At 62.8% G+C, this 20,752-nt stretch carries 16 protein-coding genes and 1 tRNA gene; 8 read left to right on the top strand and 9 right to left on the bottom strand.

The features are described from left to right. The first annotated feature begins 41 nt into the window (after positions 1-41). Together desA and QQL85_RS18330 are read left to right on the top strand one after the other, a co-directional pair. Positions 42-1,226: a delta-9 fatty acid desaturase DesA gene (gene desA / locus QQL85_RS18335; RefSeq protein WP_284355364.1), complete on the top strand. Its 1,185-nt coding sequence runs from the start codon at positions 42-44 to the stop codon at positions 1,224-1,226. 141 nt (positions 1,227-1,367) lie between these two features. Further along, the gene (locus tag QQL85_RS18330) at positions 1,368-2,354 is read left to right on the top strand and encodes a GGDEF domain-containing protein (RefSeq protein ID WP_284355363.1); all 987 of its coding nucleotides are present in this window, start codon (positions 1,368-1,370) and stop codon (positions 2,352-2,354) included. 30 nt (positions 2,355-2,384) lie between these two features. On the opposite strand, the gene QQL85_RS18325 is transcribed toward QQL85_RS18330, so the two are convergent. The 5 genes from QQL85_RS18325 to QQL85_RS18305 all read right to left on the bottom strand — a co-directional run bounded on the left by QQL85_RS18325 (position 2,385) and on the right by QQL85_RS18305 (position 11,057). Next, a complete protein-coding gene (locus tag QQL85_RS18325; protein ID WP_284355362.1) occupies positions 2,385-3,647 on the bottom strand; it encodes a response regulator in 1,263 nt (420 codons plus the stop codon). A gap of 138 nt (positions 3,648-3,785) precedes the next feature. Continuing rightward, positions 3,786-5,063, bottom strand: a complete 1,278-nt coding sequence (gene gabT / locus QQL85_RS18320; RefSeq protein WP_284355361.1) for a 4-aminobutyrate--2-oxoglutarate transaminase — start codon at positions 5,061-5,063, stop codon at positions 3,786-3,788. Positions 5,064-5,244: 181 nt separating this feature from the next. Then, the gene (gene gabD / locus QQL85_RS18315) at positions 5,245-6,687 is read right to left on the bottom strand and encodes an NADP-dependent succinate-semialdehyde dehydrogenase (RefSeq protein ID WP_284355360.1); all 1,443 of its coding nucleotides are present in this window, start codon (positions 6,685-6,687) and stop codon (positions 5,245-5,247) included. Positions 6,688-7,026: 339 nt separating this feature from the next. Next, a complete protein-coding gene (locus QQL85_RS18310) occupies positions 7,027-8,703 on the bottom strand; it encodes an aryl-sulfate sulfotransferase (protein ID WP_284355359.1) in 1,677 nt (558 codons plus the stop codon). 17 nt (positions 8,704-8,720) lie between these two features. Then, the gene (locus QQL85_RS18305; protein ID WP_284355358.1) at positions 8,721-11,057 is read right to left on the bottom strand and encodes a TonB-dependent receptor; all 2,337 of its coding nucleotides are present in this window, start codon (positions 11,055-11,057) and stop codon (positions 8,721-8,723) included. A 192-nt stretch (positions 11,058-11,249) separates the two neighbouring features. Between QQL85_RS18305 and QQL85_RS18300 the strand changes: the two genes are divergently transcribed. Further along, on the top strand, positions 11,250-12,164 hold the full coding sequence (locus tag QQL85_RS18300; protein ID WP_284355357.1) for a LysR family transcriptional regulator: 915 nt from the start codon (positions 11,250-11,252) through the stop codon (positions 12,162-12,164). Positions 12,165-12,293: 129 nt separating this feature from the next. On the opposite strand, the gene QQL85_RS18295 is transcribed toward QQL85_RS18300, so the two are convergent. Both QQL85_RS18295 and QQL85_RS18290 read right to left on the bottom strand, forming a co-directional pair. After that, complete coding sequence (locus QQL85_RS18295; RefSeq protein ID WP_284355356.1) at positions 12,294-13,199, bottom strand: TauD/TfdA dioxygenase family protein; 906 nt, start codon at positions 13,197-13,199, stop codon at positions 12,294-12,296. A gap of 39 nt (positions 13,200-13,238) precedes the next feature. Then, positions 13,239-14,276 (bottom strand): ABC transporter substrate-binding protein, encoded by a 1,038-nt coding sequence (locus QQL85_RS18290; protein WP_284355355.1) that lies wholly within the window; start codon positions 14,274-14,276, stop codon positions 13,239-13,241. 297 nt (positions 14,277-14,573) lie between these two features. Here QQL85_RS18290 and QQL85_RS18285 point away from each other — a divergent pair, with 297 nt between their 5' ends. The 5 genes from QQL85_RS18285 (at position 14,574) to QQL85_RS18265 (ending at position 19,776) form a co-directional block, all read left to right on the top strand. Continuing rightward, complete coding sequence (locus tag QQL85_RS18285) at positions 14,574-16,178, top strand: ABC transporter permease (RefSeq protein WP_284355354.1); 1,605 nt, start codon at positions 14,574-14,576, stop codon at positions 16,176-16,178. Beyond that, complete coding sequence (locus QQL85_RS18280; protein ID WP_284355353.1) at positions 16,175-17,038, top strand: ABC transporter ATP-binding protein; 864 nt, start codon at positions 16,175-16,177, stop codon at positions 17,036-17,038. Before QQL85_RS18285 ends, QQL85_RS18280 begins: the two co-directional genes overlap by 4 nt. 100 nt (positions 17,039-17,138) lie before the next feature. Further along, a tRNA-Arg gene (locus QQL85_RS18275) sits at positions 17,139-17,215 on the top strand. Between the two features lie 161 nt (positions 17,216-17,376). Beyond that, positions 17,377-19,107 carry a dipeptidase gene (locus QQL85_RS18270; protein ID WP_284355352.1) on the top strand — a complete coding sequence of 577 codons (1,731 nt, stop codon included), beginning with the start codon at positions 17,377-17,379 and terminating at the stop codon, positions 19,105-19,107. A 231-nt stretch (positions 19,108-19,338) separates the two neighbouring features. Continuing rightward, on the top strand, positions 19,339-19,776 hold the full coding sequence (locus QQL85_RS18265) for a CBS domain-containing protein (protein WP_284355351.1): 438 nt from the start codon (positions 19,339-19,341) through the stop codon (positions 19,774-19,776). Positions 19,777-19,782: 6 nt separating this feature from the next. Here the strand turns inward: QQL85_RS18265 and QQL85_RS18260 are convergent, their stop codons facing one another. Both QQL85_RS18260 and QQL85_RS18255 read right to left on the bottom strand, forming a co-directional pair. Further along, positions 19,783-20,421 carry an NADH:ubiquinone oxidoreductase subunit N gene (locus QQL85_RS18260; protein ID WP_284355350.1) on the bottom strand — a complete coding sequence of 213 codons (639 nt, stop codon included), beginning with the start codon at positions 20,419-20,421 and terminating at the stop codon, positions 19,783-19,785. A 69-nt stretch (positions 20,422-20,490) separates the two neighbouring features. Further along, on the bottom strand, positions 20,491-20,733 hold the full coding sequence (locus QQL85_RS18255) for a DUF2789 domain-containing protein (protein WP_284355349.1): 243 nt from the start codon (positions 20,731-20,733) through the stop codon (positions 20,491-20,493). Positions 20,734-20,752: the final 19 nt, after the last annotated feature.

The following is a 20,752-nucleotide window of genomic DNA, read 5'->3' as shown; positions in this document are numbered from 1 at the left end:
TAATCAGCCCCTCCTCCCGCATTCCGAGGGTTTTTACACCTATGTGGTACAACGGCCTGCTCGACTTGTCGGCCTGGCAATTGGTCGGCATCACTCTGTTGATGACCCATGTGACCATCGTCAGCGTCACGGTCTACCTGCACCGCTACTCCGCGCACCGGGCCCTGGAGCTCAACGGCGCGCTCAAGCACTTCTTCCGCTTCTGGCTGTGGCTGACCACGGCGCAGAACACGCGCGAGTGGACCGCCGTCCACCGCAAGCACCACGCCAAATGCGAAACCCCCGACGACCCGCACAGCCCGGTGCACAAGGGCCTGAGCACGGTATTGCGCAAGGGCGCCGAGCTCTACCGTGAAGAGGCCCGCAACCCCGAAACCCTGCGTATCTATGGCAAGAACTGCCCGGACGACTGGATCGAACGCAACCTCTACTCGCGCTACAAGCTGGGCGGCATTGCACTGATGGCCGTTATCGACCTGCTGCTGTTCGGCACCATCGGCATCACCATCTGGGCGGTGCAGATGATGTGGATTCCGTTCTGGGCGGCCGGCGTGGTCAACGGCCTGGGCCACGCGCTGGGCTATCGCAACTTCGAATGCCGCGACGCGGCCACCAACCTGGTGCCCTGGGGCATCGTCATCGGTGGCGAAGAGTTGCACAACAACCACCACACCTATCCCAACTCGGCCAAGCTGTCGGTCAAACGCTGGGAGTTCGACATGGGCTGGGCCTGGATACGCCTGTTCTGCCTGCTGCGCCTGGCCAAGGTGCAGCGCGTGGCACCCATCGCCCACCGGGTGGCGGGCAAGGCCAACCTGGACATGGACACTGCCATGGCCATCCTCAACAACCGTTTCCAGATCATGGCGCAGTACCGCAAGCTGGTGATCGGCCCGCTGGTCAAGCAGGAGCTGGCCCGGGTGGACGCCTCGGTAAGTCACCACTTCCGCCGCGCCAAGCGCCTGCTGTCGCGTGAAACCAGCCTGCTGGAAGACCGCCACCACATGCGCATCGAGTCCATGCTTGCGCACAGCCAGGCATTGAAGACCATTTACGAAAAACGCCTGGCCCTGCAGCAGATCTGGGCGCGCACCAGTGCCAACGGGCACGACATGCTAGCGGCCATGAAGGACTGGGTACACGAAGCCGAAACCAGCGGTATCCACGCCCTGCGCGACTTTGCCGCGCAGCTCAAGACCTACTCTCTGCGCCCAACCAGCGCCTGACCACCGTTAGTCGGCATGCCCCAGAACGGGGCATGCCATTCGGAACTTCCCCCGCGCGTCACCAGTCGAAACTGGCACATCGCCCGCGTGGCGGGCAGGATGCTGGCCGCACGCTTTCAAGTCGAGACCTGATTCGTGCACATGGCCAAGAACATCCCCACGATCCTGCCCGGTACCCCGCCTCCTGAAGCCGCCCAGACCTTGCTGGCCTTGCTCCACGCCCAAGGCGAGGTTGCCCGCCTGAGCGAACGCGAGCAGCTGTTCAGCTCGCTGCTCGACAGCGTCAATGCGGTGCTCTGGGCCTTCGACTGGGAAACCCGCCAGGTGCTGTATGTAAGCCCCGCCTACGAGCGCATCTTCGGCCGACCGGTGAGCCTGGTGCTGGCCGACTACAACGAATGGCGCGACAGCATTTACCCCGACGACCTGGAGTTTGCCGAGCGCAGCCTGGCCCAAGTACTGCTCAAGGGCTCGGTGGAAGACCGCGAATACCGCATCCTCAATGCCAACGGCCAGCTGCGCTGGCTGAGCGACAAGTGCTACATCAACCAGCAGCACGAGGGTAACCGGGTGATCATTGTCGGCATCGCCGAAGACATCACCGAAAAGAAGCAGCTTGAAAGCGAGTTGCAACGCCTGGCCACCACCGATGTGCTGACCCAGAGCAGCAACCGCCGGCACTTCTTCGAGTGCGCCCAGCAAGCCTTCGACAGCGCCCGCGAAGACGGTACGCCACTGGCTTTCGTGCTTCTGGACATCGACGACTTCAAACGCATCAACGACAGCTACGGTCACCAGGAAGGCGACCAGGTGCTGCAACGCATCGCCGACAGCGGCAAAGCCGTGCTACGCCGCGGGGACCTGTTCGGACGCATTGGCGGTGAGGAGTTTGCGGCGGTGTTCCCGGGTTGCGATGCGCAGATGGCAGCGCAGATTGCCGAGCGGTTACAGCGGGAAATCCAGCGCTTGAGCTTCAGCCATGGCGAGCAGGCGTATGGGGTGACGGTGAGCCAGGGGCTGACCGAGATGACTGACGACGATGTGACACTGGACAGCCTGTATGCCCGGGCCGATGCGGCGATGTACCAGGCCAAGCGGCTGGGCAAGAACCAGATCGTCCGCGGCTAGCCTTTGGGGGCGCTTCGCGGCCCCACGTCTTCAGTTGGAAACTTCCGCCTCAGCCAAAGGCGGCTCTTCCTGTGGCTTCGCCTCCGGATTCTCTACTTTGCGCAGCCGGCTCAACTCCGGCAAACCCAGCTTGAGCAACCGCGCCGTCTTGCCACTGGCCACCTTCTCCATCCCTTGATCAGCCGGCAGCCGCGACAACTGCCCAGCCAGGTTCATGGCCAGGATCTCCCGCGAATAGACGCCACCGCCAAGCTGGTAGATGGCCGCGATCAACTCGCGGAGCGCCAACGGCAAGCGCCAGCGGGTACGCAGCGCCGAGCCGAACGCTGCACCAAACGCGTCAAGTGACAGCTGCACCTTGTCCTCGTCCAGCTCGCCGCCGGCCAGGCGCCACTCCTGCAGGCAGCGCAACACCGCCAGGTCACCCAGGCAATGCAGCAGACCCGCGCAATAGCAACGCCCTTCGTCCAGTTCGAGCATGCGCGCCAAGGTACGGCCATATTCGGCAGTGTGCAGCGACAGGTCCCAGTAACGGGCCGCATGCTCCGCCAGCAACGGGTCGCTGAGGCGTGCGCTGCGCTTGAGGGTCATGCCCAGGATCAGGTTCATACTCTGGGTGCTGCCAAGCTTGTTCAGGGCCTGCAGCAATGTTTGCACCGGTGCTTCGCGGTGCAGCGCGGCGCTGTTGGCCGCCGCGATCAGCACGGCGGTGACCTGGGGGTCGTTACGCACTTCCTCTTCGAGCACTTTCAGGTTCAGGCCCTGGGGGTTGAGTGCCCGTTTGATCGCCACCTGCACATCGGCCAACAGCGGCCCACCATCGGCGGTAGCGCGGCGCTGCTCAAGGTAGGCGGGCAGGCTGGCACCGGCCTGCAAGGCCGGCACCACCGGGCAGGCGATCTCTTCGCCAACAGCCACCAGCAGCTCTTCCAGGCGCTTGCGCAGGTTGTCCAGGTTCAGTGGTTTGCTCAGGTAGGCGGTAGGGTGCAAGGGCAATGCCTCACGCACACTGGCACTGTCGCTGCGGTTGCTCATGAGGATGAACGGCAACCCCGGCCCTTTGGCGCGGACCTTGCGCAGCAGGTCCAGGCCATCGACACCGGCCAGCTCGCGGGCAGCGATGATCAGGTCGGGTTTGTTGGCCAACAGGTTGAGTGCCTGCGAACCGTCGGCGCACACCTGCAGGCGGGCATCACAGCGCACGCTGAGCAGCATCTCGCTGAGCATGTCACGTACCCAGGGATCGCCCTCGACAATCAGTACGTTTGGTGCGGTGGGGTTTGCAGCGCTCATCGCCAACAACTCCTGAATAGCCTGACACACAGTCCGTCGCAGCTTCCAAAGCAAATCCTCCGCTAACGATAGCGCCCCATGGCTTTTCTGGGCACAAAAAAAACCCGCCGAGGCGGGTTTTTTCTGAAGCGCGTCACATCAAGCGAGTTCAGCGAAGCACTCTTCGATGATGGCCAGGCCTTTGTCCAGCAGTGCATCTTCGGCGGTCAGCGGTACCAGGATACGCAGAACGTTGCCGTAGGTGCCGCAGGACAGCAGGATCAGACCCTTGTCGCGTGCCTTGGCCACAACCTGGCCAACAGCTGCAGCGTTCGGGGTGTGAGTGCCTTTCTCGAAGACTTCGACAGCAATCATCGAGCCCAGACCACGGACGTCGCCGATGATCGGGTGCTTCTTCTGGATTTCACGCAGGCCAGTGGTCAGGCGCTCACCCACAGCCTTGCTGCGGTCCAGCAGTTTCTCTTCTTCGAACACTTCGATCACGGCCAGGGCCGCGGCGCAAGCGATCGGCGAGCCGGCGTAGGTGCCGCCCAGGCCGCCCGGAGCGATGGCGTCCATGTACTCGGCCTTGCCGCACACACCGGCCAGCGGGAAACCGCCAGCGATGGATTTGGCGAAGGTGGTCAGGTCAGGCGCAACGCCCATCTGTTCCATGGCGAAGAAGGTGCCAGTACGGCCAGCGCCAGTCTGTACTTCATCGGCGATCAGCAGGATGCCGTGCTGGTCGCACAGGGCGCGCAGGCGCTTCATCAGCTCTTTCGGCGCTGGCAGGAAGCCGCCTTCGCCTTGTACGGGCTCGAGGATGATCGCGGCGATGTCACGCGGCTCGGCGTCGTTCTTGAAGATGCGCTCGACCGAGGCGATGGCGTCGTCAACGCTGATACCGTGCAGTTCGCTCGGGAACAGGGCGCGGAAGATGCCGCCTGGCATCAGGCCCATGCCAGCGGAGTACGGCACAACCTTGCCGGTCAGGCCCAGGGTCATCATGGTACGGCCGTGGTAGCCGCCGGTGAAGGCGATGACGCCAGCGCGGCCAGTGGCGGCACGGGCGATCTTGACGGCGTTTTCAACGGCTTCGGAGCCGGTGGTGACCAGCAGGGTCTTCTTGTCGAAGTCGCCTGGTACCAGCTTGTTGATCTTTTCGCACAGCTCTACATAGGGTTCGTAGGCCAGCACCTGGAAGCAGGTGTGGCTGACTTTGGTCAGCTGCTCTTGCACGGCTGCAACCACTTTCGGGTGCAGGTGGCCGGTGTTCAGTACTGCGATGCCGCCAGCGAAGTCGATCAGTTCGCGGCCTTCAACGTCGATCACGGTCGAGTTCTTCGCGGTGTCGACGAAGATCGGGTGAATTTGGCCGACGCCACGTGGGACGGCAGCTACACGGCGTTGCATCAAGGATTCGTTGGTCTTGCTCATAATGCCCTCATTGCGCCGACAGGAATGGCGCTTTTATTCGGGGGGGCTGGGAGTGCTCGCGAACAGTATTCGTTGATCGACTGCCGCAAACGCCCTGGCCACCAGGTACTGCGATGTAAAAAAGGCCAGCGAGACGTCGCTCTCGCGCCCCGCTGGCAGAGGTAAAGCCTTTACCGTGCCATCAGACGCTGATGCACAGGTATTTGATTTCGAGGTAGTCCTCGATACCGTACTTGGAACCTTCGCGGCCCAGGCCCGAAGCCTTGATGCCACCGAACGGTGCCACTTCGTTGGAAATCAGGCCGGTGTTGATACCTACCATGCCGTATTCCAGCGCTTCGGCAACACGGAACACACGGCTCATGTCGCGTGCGTAGAAGTACGAAGCCAGGCCGAACTCGGTGTCGTTGGACATGGCGATGACTTCGGCTTCGTCCTTGAAGCGGAACAGCGGCGCCAGTGGGCCGAAGGTCTCTTCCTTGGCGACAGCAGCAGTCTTCGGTACGTCAACCAGAATGGTCGGCTCGAAGAAGTTGCCTTCGATCAGCTTGCCACCAGACAGTACCTTGGCGCCTTTGGAGACGGCGTCTTCGATGTGTTCCTGGACCTTGGCGACAGCTTTGCCGTCGATCAGCGGGCCAGTGGTGGTGCCGTCTTCCAGGCCGTTACCGATTTTCAGCTTGGCCACTGCGGCAGCCAGCTTCTCGGCGAACGCGTCGTAGACGCCGTCCTGCACATAGATACGGTTGGCGCAGACGCAAGTCTGGCCGTTGTTGCGGTACTTGGAGATGATCGCGCCCTCGACCGCCTTGTCCAGGTCGGCGTCGTCGAACACGATGAACGGGGCGTTGCCACCCAGCTCCAGGGAAACCTTCTTGATGTCCTTGGCGCATTCTTCCATCAGCTGACGACCGATTTCGGTCGAGCCAGTGAAGGACAGCTTGCGTACCAGGGAGTTGCCGGTCAGCTCGCCGCCAACTTCGCCAGCGCTGCCGGTAACGACGCTCAGCACGCCAGCCGGGATACCGGCACGGTGGGCCAGCTCGACCAGGGCCAGGGCGGAGTATGGGGTTTGCGAAGCAGGCTTGAGCACCATGGTGCAGCCAGCGGCCAGGGCCGGGCCGGCTTTACGCGTGATCATGGCGGCCGGGAAGTTCCACGGGGTGATGGCCGCGGTAACGCCGATTGGCTGCTTGATGACGATCAAGCGCTTGTCTGGCTGGTGGCCCGGGATGGTGTCACCGTAGACGCGCTTGGCTTCTTCGGCGAACCACTCGATGAACGAGGCGGCGTAGGCGATTTCGCCCTTGGCTTCGGCCAGTGGCTTGCCCTGCTCGGTGGTCATCAGGCGAGCCAGGTCGTCCTGGTTCTCGATCATCAGTTCGAACCAGCGACGCAGCTTGGCCGAACGCTCTTTGGCGGTCAGTGCACGCCAGGCCGGCAGGGCCTTGTCGGCGGCTTCGATGGCGCGGCGGGTTTCCGCGGTGCCCATCTTCGGCACGGTACCGATGACTTCACCGGTGGCCGGGTTGGTCACCTTGATGGTCTGGCCGTTGTCCGCATCCAGCCACTCACCATTGATATAGGCTTGCTGGCGGAACAACTGAGCGTCTTTGAGCTGCATGTCGGCTTCCCGAATTGTTGATTGTTGAAAAGCGCCCAAGGCAGGGCATCGAGCGTTTGAAATCTCAAACGAATGCTAAGCGGCTGCTGGGGTGTTGGACAATAGGCTGTTCGAAAAAAAGAACGAATGGTTGAACAGCCTGGCGGAAAATTCATCATTCTGCATGATGGCAACCGGCCTCTTCGCGGGTAAACCCGCTCCCACAGGGACCCCACAGCCTCTGAAATCTGTGGGGTCCCTGTGGGAGCGGGTTTACCCGCGAAAGGGCCGGTACAGGTTAGACGAACGAGCTGAAAGAAATGTGAAGGGAGGACCGACGGCCCTCCCGGCAGGGATGAATCAGAACGCCTTGGCCAGGTCGATCACCAGTGCCCGGTAGCCGACACTGCCCGGCTGACGGCTGTGCACTTTCAACTCCACCAGCACCTCTTGGGTCCCGCGCCGTACTTCGTTCAGCACGGTAGTGGTCAGCTTCTCCGGGGTCAGGAAGTTTACCGAAGCCGAGTAGATGAACTGGGTGTCGGTCTCCGGTCGGTAGGCCACCACCGAAGTCACCGGGCTGTACCACTCGTCACCGCGCGCCTTGCCATACTCCCACACCTGCTCGACCGTGCCCTTGGCCTCGTCGATGCGGTATTCCACTGCCCGGCTGTAGTTGCCGCTCAGCTTGGTCGGTGCAAAGTCACGGCCCCAGCCGTTGTCGAACACGGTCAGCGTGCCCTTGCCGGTCAGCCAGGCCGTGTGCTGGGTCCACGACCAGTCGAAGCCTTCGCTCTCGACCGGCTTCAGCACCTTTTCACGCAGATGCTGCGGCCAGCCTTGGGGCGAGGCAAGAATCCATTTCACCTGCTTGTCGCGGCCGATCTTCACCACGCCTTGGTGCCGTGCTGAAACGATGATGCTGTCGTCATCGGCGTCGTAATCGATGGCATTGACGTGTGCCCAGTTGCGCCCGGTACCCACGCCAGGGGTATCGCCAAAGGGCAGATCACCCTCGGCCAGTTCGTTGGCCAGCCGGTCGTCCTGCTTCTGTACGCCCTCCGGCAGCTGGATAGCGGCCTTGCCCAAGGTTTCCAGCAGGTCGCCGCGGTACGGGTCGAGGATCTGGTTAAGGTCCCAGAAGTCCAGCACATCCCCAGCCTCGTTTACCTCGATGATGTGATCGCGGATGGAACGTACACGTTTGCCGTCAGGGCGGCGGTAGTCGCTGGTGCCCACCCGCAGCAGGTAGGTACCGTTGGTGGTCTCGCGGATTTCGTGGGAGAAGTCGGCGAATTTGTCGGGCAGCGTGCGCTGCCAGATACGCCGGCCCAGCAGGTCGTACTTGGAATAGGTCTGACCCTGGCCCCAGATCAGCTTGCCATCGCGGGTCTGCTGGAAGCCCATGGTGCCACCCAGGCTGTCGCGGCGGTTGGAGTCGTGGATCTGTTCGATATCCAGGTACCAGCGCACATCACCATTGCTGTCGGCGATCCAGTTGTTGCCGACCTGGTCCCATTCCGCCGCGCCGCCCAGGGCGTTCCATTTGAAGGCACGCCCACCCGGAATGTCACCCTGCAAATGGTTGAACAGGTAAAGGCGCTTTTCAAAGCCTGGCGCCACCTTGATCGGCTCGACTTCCGGCAACGCGGCGGTCTGCTTCGCCACCACAGGCAGGCGCACGGCCGGGGCGTAGATCTGGTACTGCTGGCGAATACGCTCGCCGTCCAGCTTGTAGGTCACTTCCACCCGGTTGACGTGGTCCGGGTACAGGCCAAACACCGGGATGCCGCCGTAGGTCCACAATGAGCGATCAGACACGTCATAGACGATGTCCACTCCGCGCTCCCCGCGCCCCAGCACGCGCACATGCGCGTCACTCAGGCTGCGCCCACCGTCGCGGATAATCGCGGTCAGCGGTGCCAGGCGGTACGGGTTGACCACCACGTCGCCGAGCAGCGTTTCGTCGCGTTCCGGCACTTTCGCGGTCAGGCAGGCGCCTTCAGGCAATGCAGGGGTTTCAGTCTTGGCATTCATGGCAAAGCTCCTTGTGCTCAGAAGTCGTAACGGGCAGTTGCGCCGAAGGTGCGCGGGGTGCCGAGAACACCGGCATAGCCACCGTTGGCGGAGTTCCACAGGCTGGTGAAGTAGGTCTTGTCACCGGCGTTTTTCACCCACAGCGAGAGGTCGACCACGCCGTCGCCCTGGTCCAGGCGCACACCGGCGGAAAGGTTGACCAGCGCATAGCTGGGGATCTGGCCGAAATCGGAGTCGTCGATGGTGCCCACCGCCTTGGAGCGGAAGGCGTAGCTGGCAGTGACGTAAGGCTCGACATGCTCGGTGGCCTGCCACTTGTACTGGGTGTTGAGGTTGGCGATGTACTTGGAAGCGCCAACCACCTGGTGGCCGGACAGGTCGCAAGTGGCGGTGGCATTGGCCAGGCTCACCTCCGGCGGGCATGGCGCGTCTTTGTATTCGGTGTAGCGCACATCATTCCACGAGCCGTTAAAGTTGACGGTGAGGCCGCGGATCGGCAGCGCCGTGGCCTCGAACTCCAGCCCGCGCGACCGCACGCGGCCGGCGTTGGCCAGGTACTGCACGCGGTTGATCTGGTCATAGACGTTGGCCTGGTAGCCATGTACTTCGGCCCAGAACAGGTTGCTGTTGAGTTGCAGGCGACCGTCGAACAGGGTGCTTTTCAAGCCCAGCTCGGCATTGTTGACCCGCTCGGTACCGACCAGCAGCGAGTCGGTACCCAGCCGTGGCGCAGCACCGACGGTAAGGTTGACGCCGCCCGACTTCTCGCCGTGGGTCAGGGTGGCGTAGCCCAGCAACTGCTCGTTGAAGCGGTAGCTCAGGCCCAACAGACCGGAAGGGCTGAAGCTGTACTGGTTGAGGTCGCCCGAATCGTAGGCACCTATCCGGGCCTGGCGCGCGGCGGCGGCGGCACCGGTTACAGCCGCGCCACCAGTTGGCGCATCGCGGGTTACCCAGGCGCTCTTTTCTTCATAGGTACCTCGAATGCCAGCCGTGAAATCCAGGCGGTCGGTGACATGCCAGGTGCCCTGGGCGAACAGCGCGTAGCTGTCGGTGTCGATGTGCCCATCACCAAGGGTGTTGACGTTGTTCAGCGCCCCGGCCGGTGTGAGGTTCCAGACATCCGCCTGCGGCCCGTAGTAAGTGAAGGATTTGTTGTCCAGGTCCTGCTTGAAGTAATAGGCACCCAGCACATAGTCGAAGGCGCCACCCGTAGGCGAAGCCAGGCGGATTTCCTGGGAGTACTGCTTGTCGCGTACCGAAACCCCGGCGCTGTAGAACACCGGCACGTTCAGGCCATCGTCGTTGCGCGGGGTGAAGTCCCACCAGCGGTAGGCAGTGATCGAGGTCAGGGTGAAGTCGTTAGGCAGGGTCCAGTTGGCCTCGACCGAGGTGCCGCCCTGGAACACCGTCACCTGCTGGTCGGCGTCGAAATTGACCTTGCGGTCCTTGCCCGACACCAGCGTCGCCCCCGCCTGGGCGGCCAGGTTTTCGTAGCGGTTGACGCCATTGATGGTCGGGCCGGTGCTGTACAGGCTGAGGATGCCGTTGTTCGAATCTTCTTCGTTGTATTCGCCGATCCAGCGCAGGTTGAAGGTTTCGCTGGGCTTGAACAGCAACTGGGTACGAAAGCCCTGGCGCTTGCCGCCGTTGAGGTCGTCGCCGTTGTGGATGTTCTTCACATAGCCATCGTCTTCGGTGCGATAGGCACTGATGCGCCCAGCCAGGGTCTCGCTGATCGGCCCCGAGAAGCTGCCCTGCGTCTGCAGGTAACCGTCTTCGCCAATCGACTGCTGGATGCTGCCCTCGCGGTGGAAGGTGGGCTTGCGCGTGGTGATGTTGAGCACGCCGGCCGTGGTGTTCTTGCCGAACAGCGTGCCTTGCGGGCCGCGCAGCACTTCCAGTTGCTCCACGTCCAGCAGGTCGAACACCGCCATGCCGGGGCGACCGAGGTAGACGTTGTCCAGGTAGATGCCGACGCTGCCCTCCAGGCCATCGCTGGCCGGGTTGTTGCCCAGGCCACGGATCGAGATGCTCGACTGGCGGGCATGTACATAGGCGACGTTGGTGCTGGGCACCAGCTGTTGCAGATCCTGCACGCGGTAGATGCGCTGGGTTTCCAGGGTCTCACTGTCGAGCACGCTGATCGGCGTCGGCACGCTTTGCGCGGTTTCTTCGCGGCGGCGGGCATTGACCGTGACGGTGCCGAGCTTGGCCTCCTGTTCCACCGCCGGGGTGGCGCTGACCGGCTCTTCGGCGAAGCTGCCAGAGGACGCCGCCAGCAGTACGCCGGCGGCCAAGGGTTGCAAGGTGAAACGCGACGCGCGCGCAGGCCAACGGGAAAGTCCGGACATGCAAATGCTCCTTGAGGCATGGGCCCTGGCGAGCATTTCCGTTGGCGGAACCGAATCGCGGTCAGTCGGGCTTATATCCTTTTAAGTGATATAAATATTTGTAATTCATATTTAGTGGAATAAGTAACTCCCTTTATAAGGGGACTCACCCTTGTCAGCAATTGCATTTGACCGAAGGTTTTAATGTAGAAAATGCATATCGATCTGCGTCAGCTGCGCCACTACATCGCCCTTGTCGAGCACCGCAGTTTCGTGGCCGCTGCGGCGGCGGTGAACCTGTCTCAATCGGCCTTCAGCCGCAGCATCCAGACCCTGGAGCACAACATCGGCTGCCGCCTGGTGGACCGCGCCAGCAAGGAACTGGCGCCCACCCGCCAGGGCTTGCTGGTACTGGAGCATTCGCGGCGCCTGGTGCATGGGGCGCACAACCTGGTCAATGAAATTCACCAGTTCAACGGGGCCACCACCGGGCTGGTGCGCTTCGGTTCCGGCCCTGCGCCAGCCGGGGGGTTGGTGCCGCGCGCGGTGGCACGCTTCGTTGCCGAGTACCCCGCGGCGCGGACCTGCTTCCAGGTGGATAACTGGCAGGCGCTGAACCGCAAGCTGGTGGCCGAAGAGATCGAGTTCTTTGTTGCCGACACCCGCCAGTTCGAGTCCGACCCGGACTACCAGGTGCACAAGCTGACGCCGCAGCGCTGGCATTTCTGCTGCCGCGCCGGGCACCCGCTGACCGAGCAGGAGACCGTGCAGGCGCGAGACCTGTTCGACTACCCGATGGCCACCACCTTCCGCCCACCGAACATCCGCAAGATCCTCAGCGACCTCAGCGGGCGGCAGGACTTCCTGCCCTCAGTGGAGTGCGAGCACGGGTATGCGCTGCTGAATGTGGTGATGCACTCGAACACCATCGGCATTGCCTGCAATGCCAACTTGCGCCCGTATCAACGCGAGGGCGGGCTGGTGAAGTTGAAGCTGGCAGACCTGACGCCCGAGCAGGAAGAGGCGTGCCATACCCGCTATGGGGTGGTGAGCCGGGTGGGGTATGGCTTGTCGCCGTTGGCTCAGGGGCTGGTCAGGCAGTTGATTGCCTGTGATACCGAGGTATAACTGGCGGGGGCTTTGCCCCCGAATCGCCGGCAAGCCAGCGCCCACAAGAGCGCCGCTGCCTTGGGCCTTGCACTGAACCTGTGGGAGTTGGCTTGCCGGCGAAAGGGCCGCAAAGCGGCCCCGGCGATATCAGCCTTTACGCGTAGTCCGGCTCAACTGCCCATCCACCCCGACCGGCACTTCACCCGCCAACGTCACCCGGCGCACTACTCGTGGCTGGGTCCCGTAATCATCCACCGCATAATGCTGCGTCGCCCGGTTATCCCAGATCGCCACATCCCCCGCCTGCCAGCGCCAGCGCACGGTGTTTTCCAGGCGCGTCACATGCCCTTGCAGCACAGCGAACAGGTGCTGCGAATCCGCCAGCGAATAACCCTTGATGCGCTTCACGAAATGCCCCAGTTGCAGTGCCCGCTCGCCACTGATCGGGTGCACACGCACCACCGGGTGCTCAGTCTCGTAAACAGTCGAGGTGAACACCTTGCGGTAACGCTCCAGCTTGGCCGGGTCCACATCGGGCTTGATGCTGGCGTAGTCGTATTCGTTGCTGTGCACTGCCCACAGCTTGTCGGCCAGCTCGCGCAGTGGCTCGGGTAATTCCTGATAAGCCGCAGCCGTGTTGGCCCACACAGTGTCGCCACCCGAGGCCGGCGCGACCACGCTGCGCAGGATCGAAGCCTTGGGGTAGGCGTCGACGAAGGTCACGTCGGTGTGCCAGGAATTGGCCCGTTGGCCTTCGGCGCCATCGAGTTGCAGCAAGTAGCTGGTGCCGTCCACCACCGGCACGGTTGGGTGGGCGACCGGCTCGCCGAGTAATTTGGCAAAACCTTCCTGGCTCTGGTCATCCAGGTGGGCCTGGTCGCGGAAGAAGATCACTTTGTGCTGTACCAGTGCAGCCTGGATGGCCTCGATTGTGGCTGCGTCGAGGTCGGCGGACAGTTTTACCCCGCGGATTTCGGCGCCGATACGGCCGGCTACCAGGTGAATGTCGAGTTCGAGGGTTTGTGGCGCGGTGGCCAGGGCGGCATTGCTCATGGTCGTGGTCCTTGCGGTCATTGTCGGGTTTTCAAAGGTTCAGCGGGCGGCCTGCACGGCCTGTTCCTGTTGCAGGGCGGCATCGAGGAAACGGGGTTCGATCCAGTCGGCGACCTGGAAGCCACGGCGGATCAGCCGCTCCTTGGCAGCCAGGTCGACGCCCTGCTGCAACTGGCCGACGAATTCGGCGTCCAGGCGTGGGTCGAAGTAGTGGGCGAGGTCTTCCTTGGCCAGGTCATCGCTGAGGATGCTGCGCGGCCAGTTGGCGTTGTTGGCCACCAGGTCGACATACGCCTCGCGGTTGTGCTCATCACGCAGCCAGGTACTGGCCTGCTCCTGGGCGTTGACCAGGCGCTGGACCAGCTCGGGGTACTTGCGGATGAAGTCGCCCGTGCCCAACAGCACCGCCTGGGTGCTGCCGGCGCCTTCAAGGTCCCGCGAGTTGACCGGCAACTCGACCAGCCCGCGCTCACGCAGCGACAACAGGTTGGACAGGCCCCAGGTGGCGTCGATCTGCTTGGCGGCCAGCGCGGCGTTGGCAGCGTTGAAGTCGAGATTGATCACCTTCAGTTCGCGTTCGGTCAGCCCCTGGCTGGCGAGCGCGCTGGCGAACGACAGCTGGTTGGCGGTGCCGCGGAACACCGCCACGCGCTTGCCCTTGAGGTCATGCAGGGTCTTGATGCCAGAGCCGGGCACCACGCCCAGGTAGCTCTTTACCCCTCGCACCCCCGCCGACAGCACGCGGGTGTCCAGGCCATTGGCCTTGCCGACGATCGCGGCCAGGTCACCCAGGTAGGCGAAGTCGGCCTGGCCGTTGGCCAACGCCTCGTTGACCACAGGGCCGGCCCCCTTGAAGAAGTGCCACTCGATGCGGATGCCGTCCTTGGCAAATGCCTTCTCAAGCAGCTGCTGGTCACGCAGCACATCGACAACGCCGCCCGCGCTGGGCTTGCTGCCGGCACTGAGGTCGGGCACGGCGATACGAATGCTCTCAGGCTTGGCTGGCTCGGCCGCCTGGGCGCCGAGGGTGAAAGCCAGCCCAAGGGCGGTAACGAGGTGGCGCAACGGGGTTTTCATGGCAAGGCTCCTTGGCAGGCTGCCACCGGCGATGGCCGGCGCTTTGGCCAGAAGCTAGTCAGGTCTGGTTAGAACCTACAAAGATCAAAACTTCATTCTTCAGTAACTGGAAGGCATAAATCAGGCGGCATGCGGGCCTGCGAGGGGCTTGCGGAAAGCGCATGGAAAATATGAGGAAAACGCAACGGCGAGGGGCTTCCGTATGCAGAGGACGCATGCTCTTATCTCTTGAAATATGCTTTTGTGAATTTTTAATTCCATAAGTGAATAATCTAACAACGCTTCGAGAGATGGCCGATGAATGGAGTTCTGAGCGGGAATCGGGGGGGGCCGCTACGCGGCCCATTCGCGGCGCAAGGCCGCTCCCACAGGGTCCGCGTCTTCTCTGGAAAACGGGTTCTGTCGTGGTTGTTGCCTGTGGCGATTGCGCTGCTGTGGGTAGTGGCCAGCCGGCAGCACTGGATGAGCGAGCAGATCCTGCCAGCGCCGGCGCTGGTGTGGCAGAGCGCGGTGGAGTTCGGCTCCGGCGAGCTTTGGGGGCACCTGTGGATAAGCTTGCAGCGGTTGTTCTGGGGGCTGGCGGTGGGCATCGGCAGCGGATTGCTGCTGGGGGTGTGGCTGGGCGCTTCGCGACAGGCGCAGACGCTGGTGCTGCCAACCTTCGTGGCACTGGCCCAGATCCCGACCCTGGCCTGGATTCCGTTGTTCATGCTGTTCTTCGGCATCGGCGAACTGCTCAAGCTGGTGGTGCTGGTAAAAGCCGTGGTGGTCCCCGTCACCTTGCACACACTGGTCGGGGTGCGCGATGCCCAGCCAAAACTGCGTGAGGCCGCAGCGGCGCTGCGCCTGCCCCGGCACCTGCTGTTCCTGCGCCTGTTACTGCCGGCTTCCCTGCCTGCCTTCCTCACGGGCGTGCGCCTGGCCCTGGCCACCGGCTGGACCTCGCTGTTGGCGGTCGAGTTGCTGGCCTCCAGCGAAGGGATCGGCTACCTGATGGTGTGGGGTCGGCAGCTGTTCATGCTCGACCTGGTGCTGCTGTGCATCCTGGTGATCGGCCTGGTCGGTGCCGTGCTGGAGCGCAGCTTCTCGGCCCTGGAAAAGCGCCTGCTGTACTGGCCACAACCGGCCACGGGTGAACAACAGCGCGGGCCGGTTCCTCGCGGCTGGCAAAGCCTGCTTCTGCCACTGGCACTGCTGGCGCTGTGGCAAACCAGCAGCAGCTTTGGCTGGGTTGACGCGAATATCCTGACCTCGCCACTTGAGGTGCTGCGCACGCTGCTGGTCGGCCTGGCCGATGGTTCGTTGCCGCAGGCTTTGCTGCTGAGCCTGGAACGCACCCTCACTGGCCTGCTGCTGGGTGGCGGGGCCGGCCTGCTGACCGGCTTGCTACTGGGGCTTTCAAACCACGCAGAACGCCTTTTCGGGCCCAGCCTTTCGGCCTTGCGGCAGGTAGCGCTGTTCGCCTGGGTGCCGCTGCTCACCGCCTGGTTCGGCTTGGGGGAAGGTGCCAAGCATGTGTTCGTCGGCCTGGCCGCGTTCTTTCCCCTGCTGATCGCTACCCAACGCGGTATCGCCAGCCTCTCGCCACAGCTGGGCGAAGCGGCCCGCACCCTGCGCCTGAACCTGTGGCAACGCCTGCGCCTGCTGGTTCTGCCCGGCGCAGCCCCGGCAATCTTTGCCGGCCTGCGCCTGTCACTGATCTACGCCTGGCTGGGCACCATCGGCGCCGAATACTTCATGCCTTCGGACGGTGGCATCGCCAGCCTGATGATCGGCGCCCAGCAACTGTTCCGCATGGACCAGGTAATGGCCGCCATGGTTCTGATCGGCCTGGTCGGCGCCCTGCTCGGAGCCCTTGGACAACGCCTCGAATCGCGCGCCACGCGCTGGAGAACCGCATGAACGCCTTCAACACCTCACACCTGCACGCGGCCAACCAGCCCGACACCACCCCGCCTCTGGTCAGCTTCGAGGGGGTCGGTAAAGTGTTCACCGTGGACGGCCAACCGTTAGAGGCCATCCGCAACTTCAACCTGGCGATCAACGAAGGCGAGTTCATCGCCATTGTCGGTGCATCCGGTTGCGGCAAGTCCACCTTGCTGCGTTTGCTGGTGGGCCTGGACACCGACTACAGCGGCAGCATCCGCGTCGACGGGCAGCGCGTGAACGGCATTGGTGGAGAGCGCGGCATCGTGTTCCAGGAGCATCGTCTGTTCCCCTGGCTGACCGTGGAACAGAACATCGCCCTGGGCCTGGTCAACGAACCGCTGACCCAAGGTGAGCGTGCGCGGCGCGTGCATGAATTCGTGCAGCTGGTGGGGCTGGTGGGCTTCGAATCGGCCTACCCGCACCAGCTGTCCGGCGGTATGGCCCAGCGCGTGGCCATTGCCCGCGGCTTGGTTGCCAGCCCTCGGATCTTGCTGCTCGATGAACCATTCGGCGCGCTGGATGCGTTGACCCGCCAGCAACTGCAGGACGAGTTGCTGGCCATACGCGAGCGGGCCGGCATTACCACCTTGCTGGTCACTCACGATGCAGAAGAGGCCACTTACCTGGCTGACCGGGTCGTGGTGCTGGAGCCACGCCCGGGCAGGATCAAGTCGGTGGTCGAAATCGACCTGCCGCACCCACGCTTGCGCACGGGCGTTGCACTGCATGGCCTGCGCGAGAAGGTGCTGCACCAGATCACGGGGGATGGCGGCTACCTGCCGCCGTCGGTGCGTCGCGTGGAAGGACTGAGGCCGGAACTGATCGCACTCTGATCGGGTTAGCCGCCCAAGCGGAGTGACTTGGCAGGTAAAAACAGCTACAGATCAAGGCGATGGACGCCACCGATTCAGATGGGTATCATGCGTGCGCGTTGCACTCGTAGCTCAGCTGGATAGAGTACTGCCCTCCGAAGGCAGGGGTCGTGGGTTCGAATCCCGCCGAGTGCGCCATATCAAAAAAGCCCTGGGCCTGAGCCCGGGGCTTTTTCGTTTGTGCGACATGTCGCGTTTCTGGTACTCCCGTGCCACGGGTCATTGGTGTTAGCGTGGGCGTCTTCCCGTTTCCTGACGGGTAACCCATAACAATGATTGGCGAAGGAATGCGCGCAACCATGCACCTGAAAAAACTGACCGCCACCACCCTGCTGCTGGCCAGCATCGGCCTGTTCACCCAGCCGGCCCAGGCCAACCTCACCCAGCAGCAGTCCGCTGCCATCGTCAAAGCCTTCGACGGCAGCAACCCAAGCGACTTCAAGCAGTTCCTCGGCAAGCTCAAAGGCAGCGACCTGGCCAAGGCCGATAACCTTGAGGCAACCCTCGACGCCTACCTGGCCAACAAGCCACTGGCCGCTGAGCAGCAAGACGAGATCAACCGCCTGCTCGGCCTGTATACCCGCGTCAAATATGGCAAGGCCGCCACCGAAACCCTGCGCGAACTGGTGGCCATCCCCACCTTCAGTGTCGAGGGCACGCCGCAACACGCGAACCCCGAGTTCCTCAAGATCGCCGACAAGATCAAGGCCCTGGCCGACAGCTTCGGCCTGGCCTTCCGCAACATCGACAACCGGGTGTACGAGATTTCGCTCGGCAGCGGCAAGGAAGTGATCGGCATCCATGCCCATGCCGACGTGGTGCCGGTCAACCCGGACAACTGGAAGCTGGCCGACGGCACACGCCTGGATCCGTTCAAGGTCACCCTGGTCGGCGACCGCATGTACGGCCGCGGCACCGAAGACGACAAGAACGGAATCGTGGTGGCGATGTACGCCCTGAAGGTTGCCAAGGACGAGAACCTGCCGCTGGCCCGGCAGTTCAAGCTGCTGATCGACACCACCGAAGAAACCAGCGGTGACGCCATCCCCTACTACTTCGAGCGCAACCCCACGCCCGACTACAACCTGGCCCTCGACGGCGGCTACCCGGTGGTGATCGCCGAGAAAGGTTACGGCACGGTCATGGCCAGCTTCAGCAAGCGGGCGGGCACCGGCAAGGGTGCAGAAATCGTCAACCTGACCGGCGGCCTGGCCACCAACCAGATCCCGACCACCTCGGTAGCGACCCTGGTTTCTGACAACCCGACACAACTGGCCAAACACCTGCAGCAAGCCGGTGCCAAATATGTGAAGCAGCATGGCAGCGACTTCAGCATCGACGCCAAAGCCGACGGCAAACAGGTGTTGCTCACCGTGACAGGTGTTTCCGCGCACTCCTCGGAGCCAGAGTCCGGCGTCAACCCGGTTGCACGCATGCTCGACTTCATCAACGGGCTGGGCCCGCAGGTGCCACTCAAGCAAAACCACTTCACCGACGCCGCCCGCTATGCCGCCGACAACTGGGGCCTGGACTATTTGGGCAACAAGCTCGGCGTTGCGTTCAAGGACTCGTTCATGGGCCCGCTGACTGCCTCGCTGACTTTTGTCGGGGTGGATGACAAAGGCCTGAAACTGGCGGTGAACCTGCGTATTCCCAAGGGCAAGCCAATCGCTACCATCAAGGACGAGCTGGCTGACAAGCTGGGCAAATGGACCCGAAAAAGCCACACCTCGGTGGCCTTCGACTACAGCCTGGACGAGCCGATGTACCGCAACCCTGAAGGCGAATGGGTCAAGGCCCTGCTCGCGGTGGCCACCGAGAACCTGGGCATGAAGCACGAGTTCGGCACCTCGGCTGGCGCAACGTCGGTGCACGACTTGCCCAACGGTGTGCAGTTTGGCCTGGCCATGCCGGATGTGAAGTACACCGGGCACAACGACAACGAGTTCAAGACCGTGGACCAGTTCATGCTGGACCTGCAGATCGTGAGCGAGATGGTCGCGCGGCTTGGGCAGATGCCGAAGCTTTGATCGGCAGTACTGGCCTATTCGCGGGTAAACCCGCTCCCACAGGGACCGCACAGATTTTGAAGGCGGTGTAGTTCCTGTGGGAGCGGCTTCAGCCGCGAAGAGGCCGGCACAGGCGAACACCCATGACGTTTTTCAATCGACTCCATGCCGTTTCCTGCATTGCCGTGCAGAGCGCCGTGTCGGATGCTTTAGTTACACCGAGACAGCGTTTTTTCACCCGCAGAGGCCCGTATGAAGACCGTCGAACAAATCCTCAAGACCAAGTCCCAGCACCAGACCGTGTACACCATCGGCCCGGATGACTCGGTGCTCGACGCCCTGAAAATGCTGGCGGAGAAAAACGTCGGTGCGCTGCCCGTGGTCGAGGGCAAAAAGGTGGTGGGTATCGTCAGTGAACGGGACTATGCGCGCAAACTGGTACTCAAGGGCCGCTCTTCCGCCGCCACCCCGGTGCGCGAAATCATGAGTGCACCCGTGGTCACCGTGGAACCGAAGCAGAAGCTCGATTTCTGCATGAACCTGATGACCGACCGTCACCTGCGTCACCTGCCGGTGGTCGACAACGGCGAGCTGCTCGGCCTGCTGTCGATCGGCGACTTGGTCAAGGAGACCATCACCGAACAGGCCAGCCTGATTAAGCAACTGGAGCAATACATCCGCGGTGAATGACGCGCCTCAATGGTAGGTGCGCTCCAGCTCGTCCAGCTGATGGTCGAAGCTGCGCAGGCGCGCCGACCAGGTGTACACCAGCACCTCCAGATCACGGTTGAGCACGGCGGTATTGCCGTGGCCGCTGTGCGTGGGCTCCCCCAGGTCCAGCTGATAACGTTCGCGGGCCATGGCCTGAGCCACACTGGACAAGTCGCGAGCGTTGGCCAGCCAGTGGTGATGGTGATCGTGGATTTCGCGGTCGAGTGCTCGGCACTGGCGCTTCAGGGCATCCAGGCTCTGCTCCAGCGGTGTGCCCTTGAGCTCGCCCATGACCTCTTCGAACGTGCGCCCCGAATGCCAGTAGCTGCCCCAGAAATAGCGGTCGAACACCGTCTCGACACGGCGTAACGCCACCTTGGTGTTCCAGATGGTCAGCAACGTTCGTCCCTGAATCACTTCACGCTTGTTCAGGTGCAACTGCTGCCAGGCAATCCAGGTCAGCGCCACCAGTGCAACCGCCACAGTGACTGCGGCAGCGGCATACAGGAAATGCACTGCCTGGTTCATCTGCTGCGTCTGCCTGATGCCGTAGAAGTAACTGGCCGTCAGGGTGCCCAGGATCGTCACGGAACACCAGAAACCTGGTGCGTAGGGATCTTTCATCGCGCTATCCCCTTATTGTTTTCCTGAGCATAGCAACGGCCAATCACTCGTCAGGTGCCGCTCGGCGCTTTATTTTCGGGGGCGGCGTAACGCCTCGTTGAGTTGATCGAACGGCTCCGCCCAATCGGCATCTTCAATGATGCTGTCCTTGAGAAAGGCACGCTGCGAGTCGGTCCAGAACGGCGCATCCACCAGCTTGATTTCGTTCCTCAGCGGTGAATGGCTGGTGATGAACTGATCGATACTCTTGGGGTCGTCGGGCAGGCCCAACTGCTTGAACAGGTCGGCAAAGCGATGGATCGGCGCTTCCATGGTTCCTCCTCGGTGCCAG

Source organism: Pseudomonas putida, from assembly GCF_030159595.1.
GTDB lineage: Bacteria > Pseudomonadota > Gammaproteobacteria > Pseudomonadales > Pseudomonadaceae > Aquipseudomonas > Aquipseudomonas putida_AC.
This window is presented reverse-complemented; position numbering and strand designations above follow the sequence as displayed.

What these genes read in the sequence shown, in the direction of transcription:
- desA (WP_284355364.1), top strand. Translation starts at nt 42, where the DNA reads ATGTGGTACAACGGCCTGCTCGACTTGTCGGCCTGGCAATTGGTCGGC.
- QQL85_RS18330 (WP_284355363.1), top strand. Translation starts at nt 1,368, where the DNA reads ATGGCCAAGAACATCCCCACGATCCTGCCCGGTACCCCGCCTCCTGAA.
- QQL85_RS18325 (WP_284355362.1), bottom strand. Translation starts at nt 3,647, where the DNA reads ATGAGCGCTGCAAACCCCACCGCACCAAACGTACTGATTGTCGAGGGC.
- gabT (WP_284355361.1), bottom strand. Translation starts at nt 5,063, where the DNA reads ATGAGCAAGACCAACGAATCCTTGATGCAACGCCGTGTAGCTGCCGTC.
- gabD (WP_284355360.1), bottom strand. Translation starts at nt 6,687, where the DNA reads ATGCAGCTCAAAGACGCTCAGTTGTTCCGCCAGCAAGCCTATATCAAT.
- QQL85_RS18310 (WP_284355359.1), bottom strand. Translation starts at nt 8,703, where the DNA reads ATGAATGCCAAGACTGAAACCCCTGCATTGCCTGAAGGCGCCTGCCTG.
- QQL85_RS18305 (WP_284355358.1), bottom strand. Translation starts at nt 11,057, where the DNA reads ATGTCCGGACTTTCCCGTTGGCCTGCGCGCGCGTCGCGTTTCACCTTG.
- QQL85_RS18300 (WP_284355357.1), top strand. Translation starts at nt 11,250, where the DNA reads ATGCATATCGATCTGCGTCAGCTGCGCCACTACATCGCCCTTGTCGAG.
- QQL85_RS18295 (WP_284355356.1), bottom strand. Translation starts at nt 13,199, where the DNA reads ATGAGCAATGCCGCCCTGGCCACCGCGCCACAAACCCTCGAACTCGAC.
- QQL85_RS18290 (WP_284355355.1), bottom strand. Translation starts at nt 14,276, where the DNA reads ATGAAAACCCCGTTGCGCCACCTCGTTACCGCCCTTGGGCTGGCTTTC.
- QQL85_RS18285 (WP_284355354.1), top strand. Translation starts at nt 14,574, where the DNA reads ATGAATGGAGTTCTGAGCGGGAATCGGGGGGGGCCGCTACGCGGCCCA.
- QQL85_RS18280 (WP_284355353.1), top strand. Translation starts at nt 16,175, where the DNA reads ATGAACGCCTTCAACACCTCACACCTGCACGCGGCCAACCAGCCCGAC.
- QQL85_RS18270 (WP_284355352.1), top strand. Translation starts at nt 17,377, where the DNA reads ATGCACCTGAAAAAACTGACCGCCACCACCCTGCTGCTGGCCAGCATC.
- QQL85_RS18265 (WP_284355351.1), top strand. Translation starts at nt 19,339, where the DNA reads ATGAAGACCGTCGAACAAATCCTCAAGACCAAGTCCCAGCACCAGACC.
- QQL85_RS18260 (WP_284355350.1), bottom strand. Translation starts at nt 20,421, where the DNA reads ATGAAAGATCCCTACGCACCAGGTTTCTGGTGTTCCGTGACGATCCTG.
- QQL85_RS18255 (WP_284355349.1), bottom strand. Translation starts at nt 20,733, where the DNA reads ATGGAAGCGCCGATCCATCGCTTTGCCGACCTGTTCAAGCAGTTGGGC.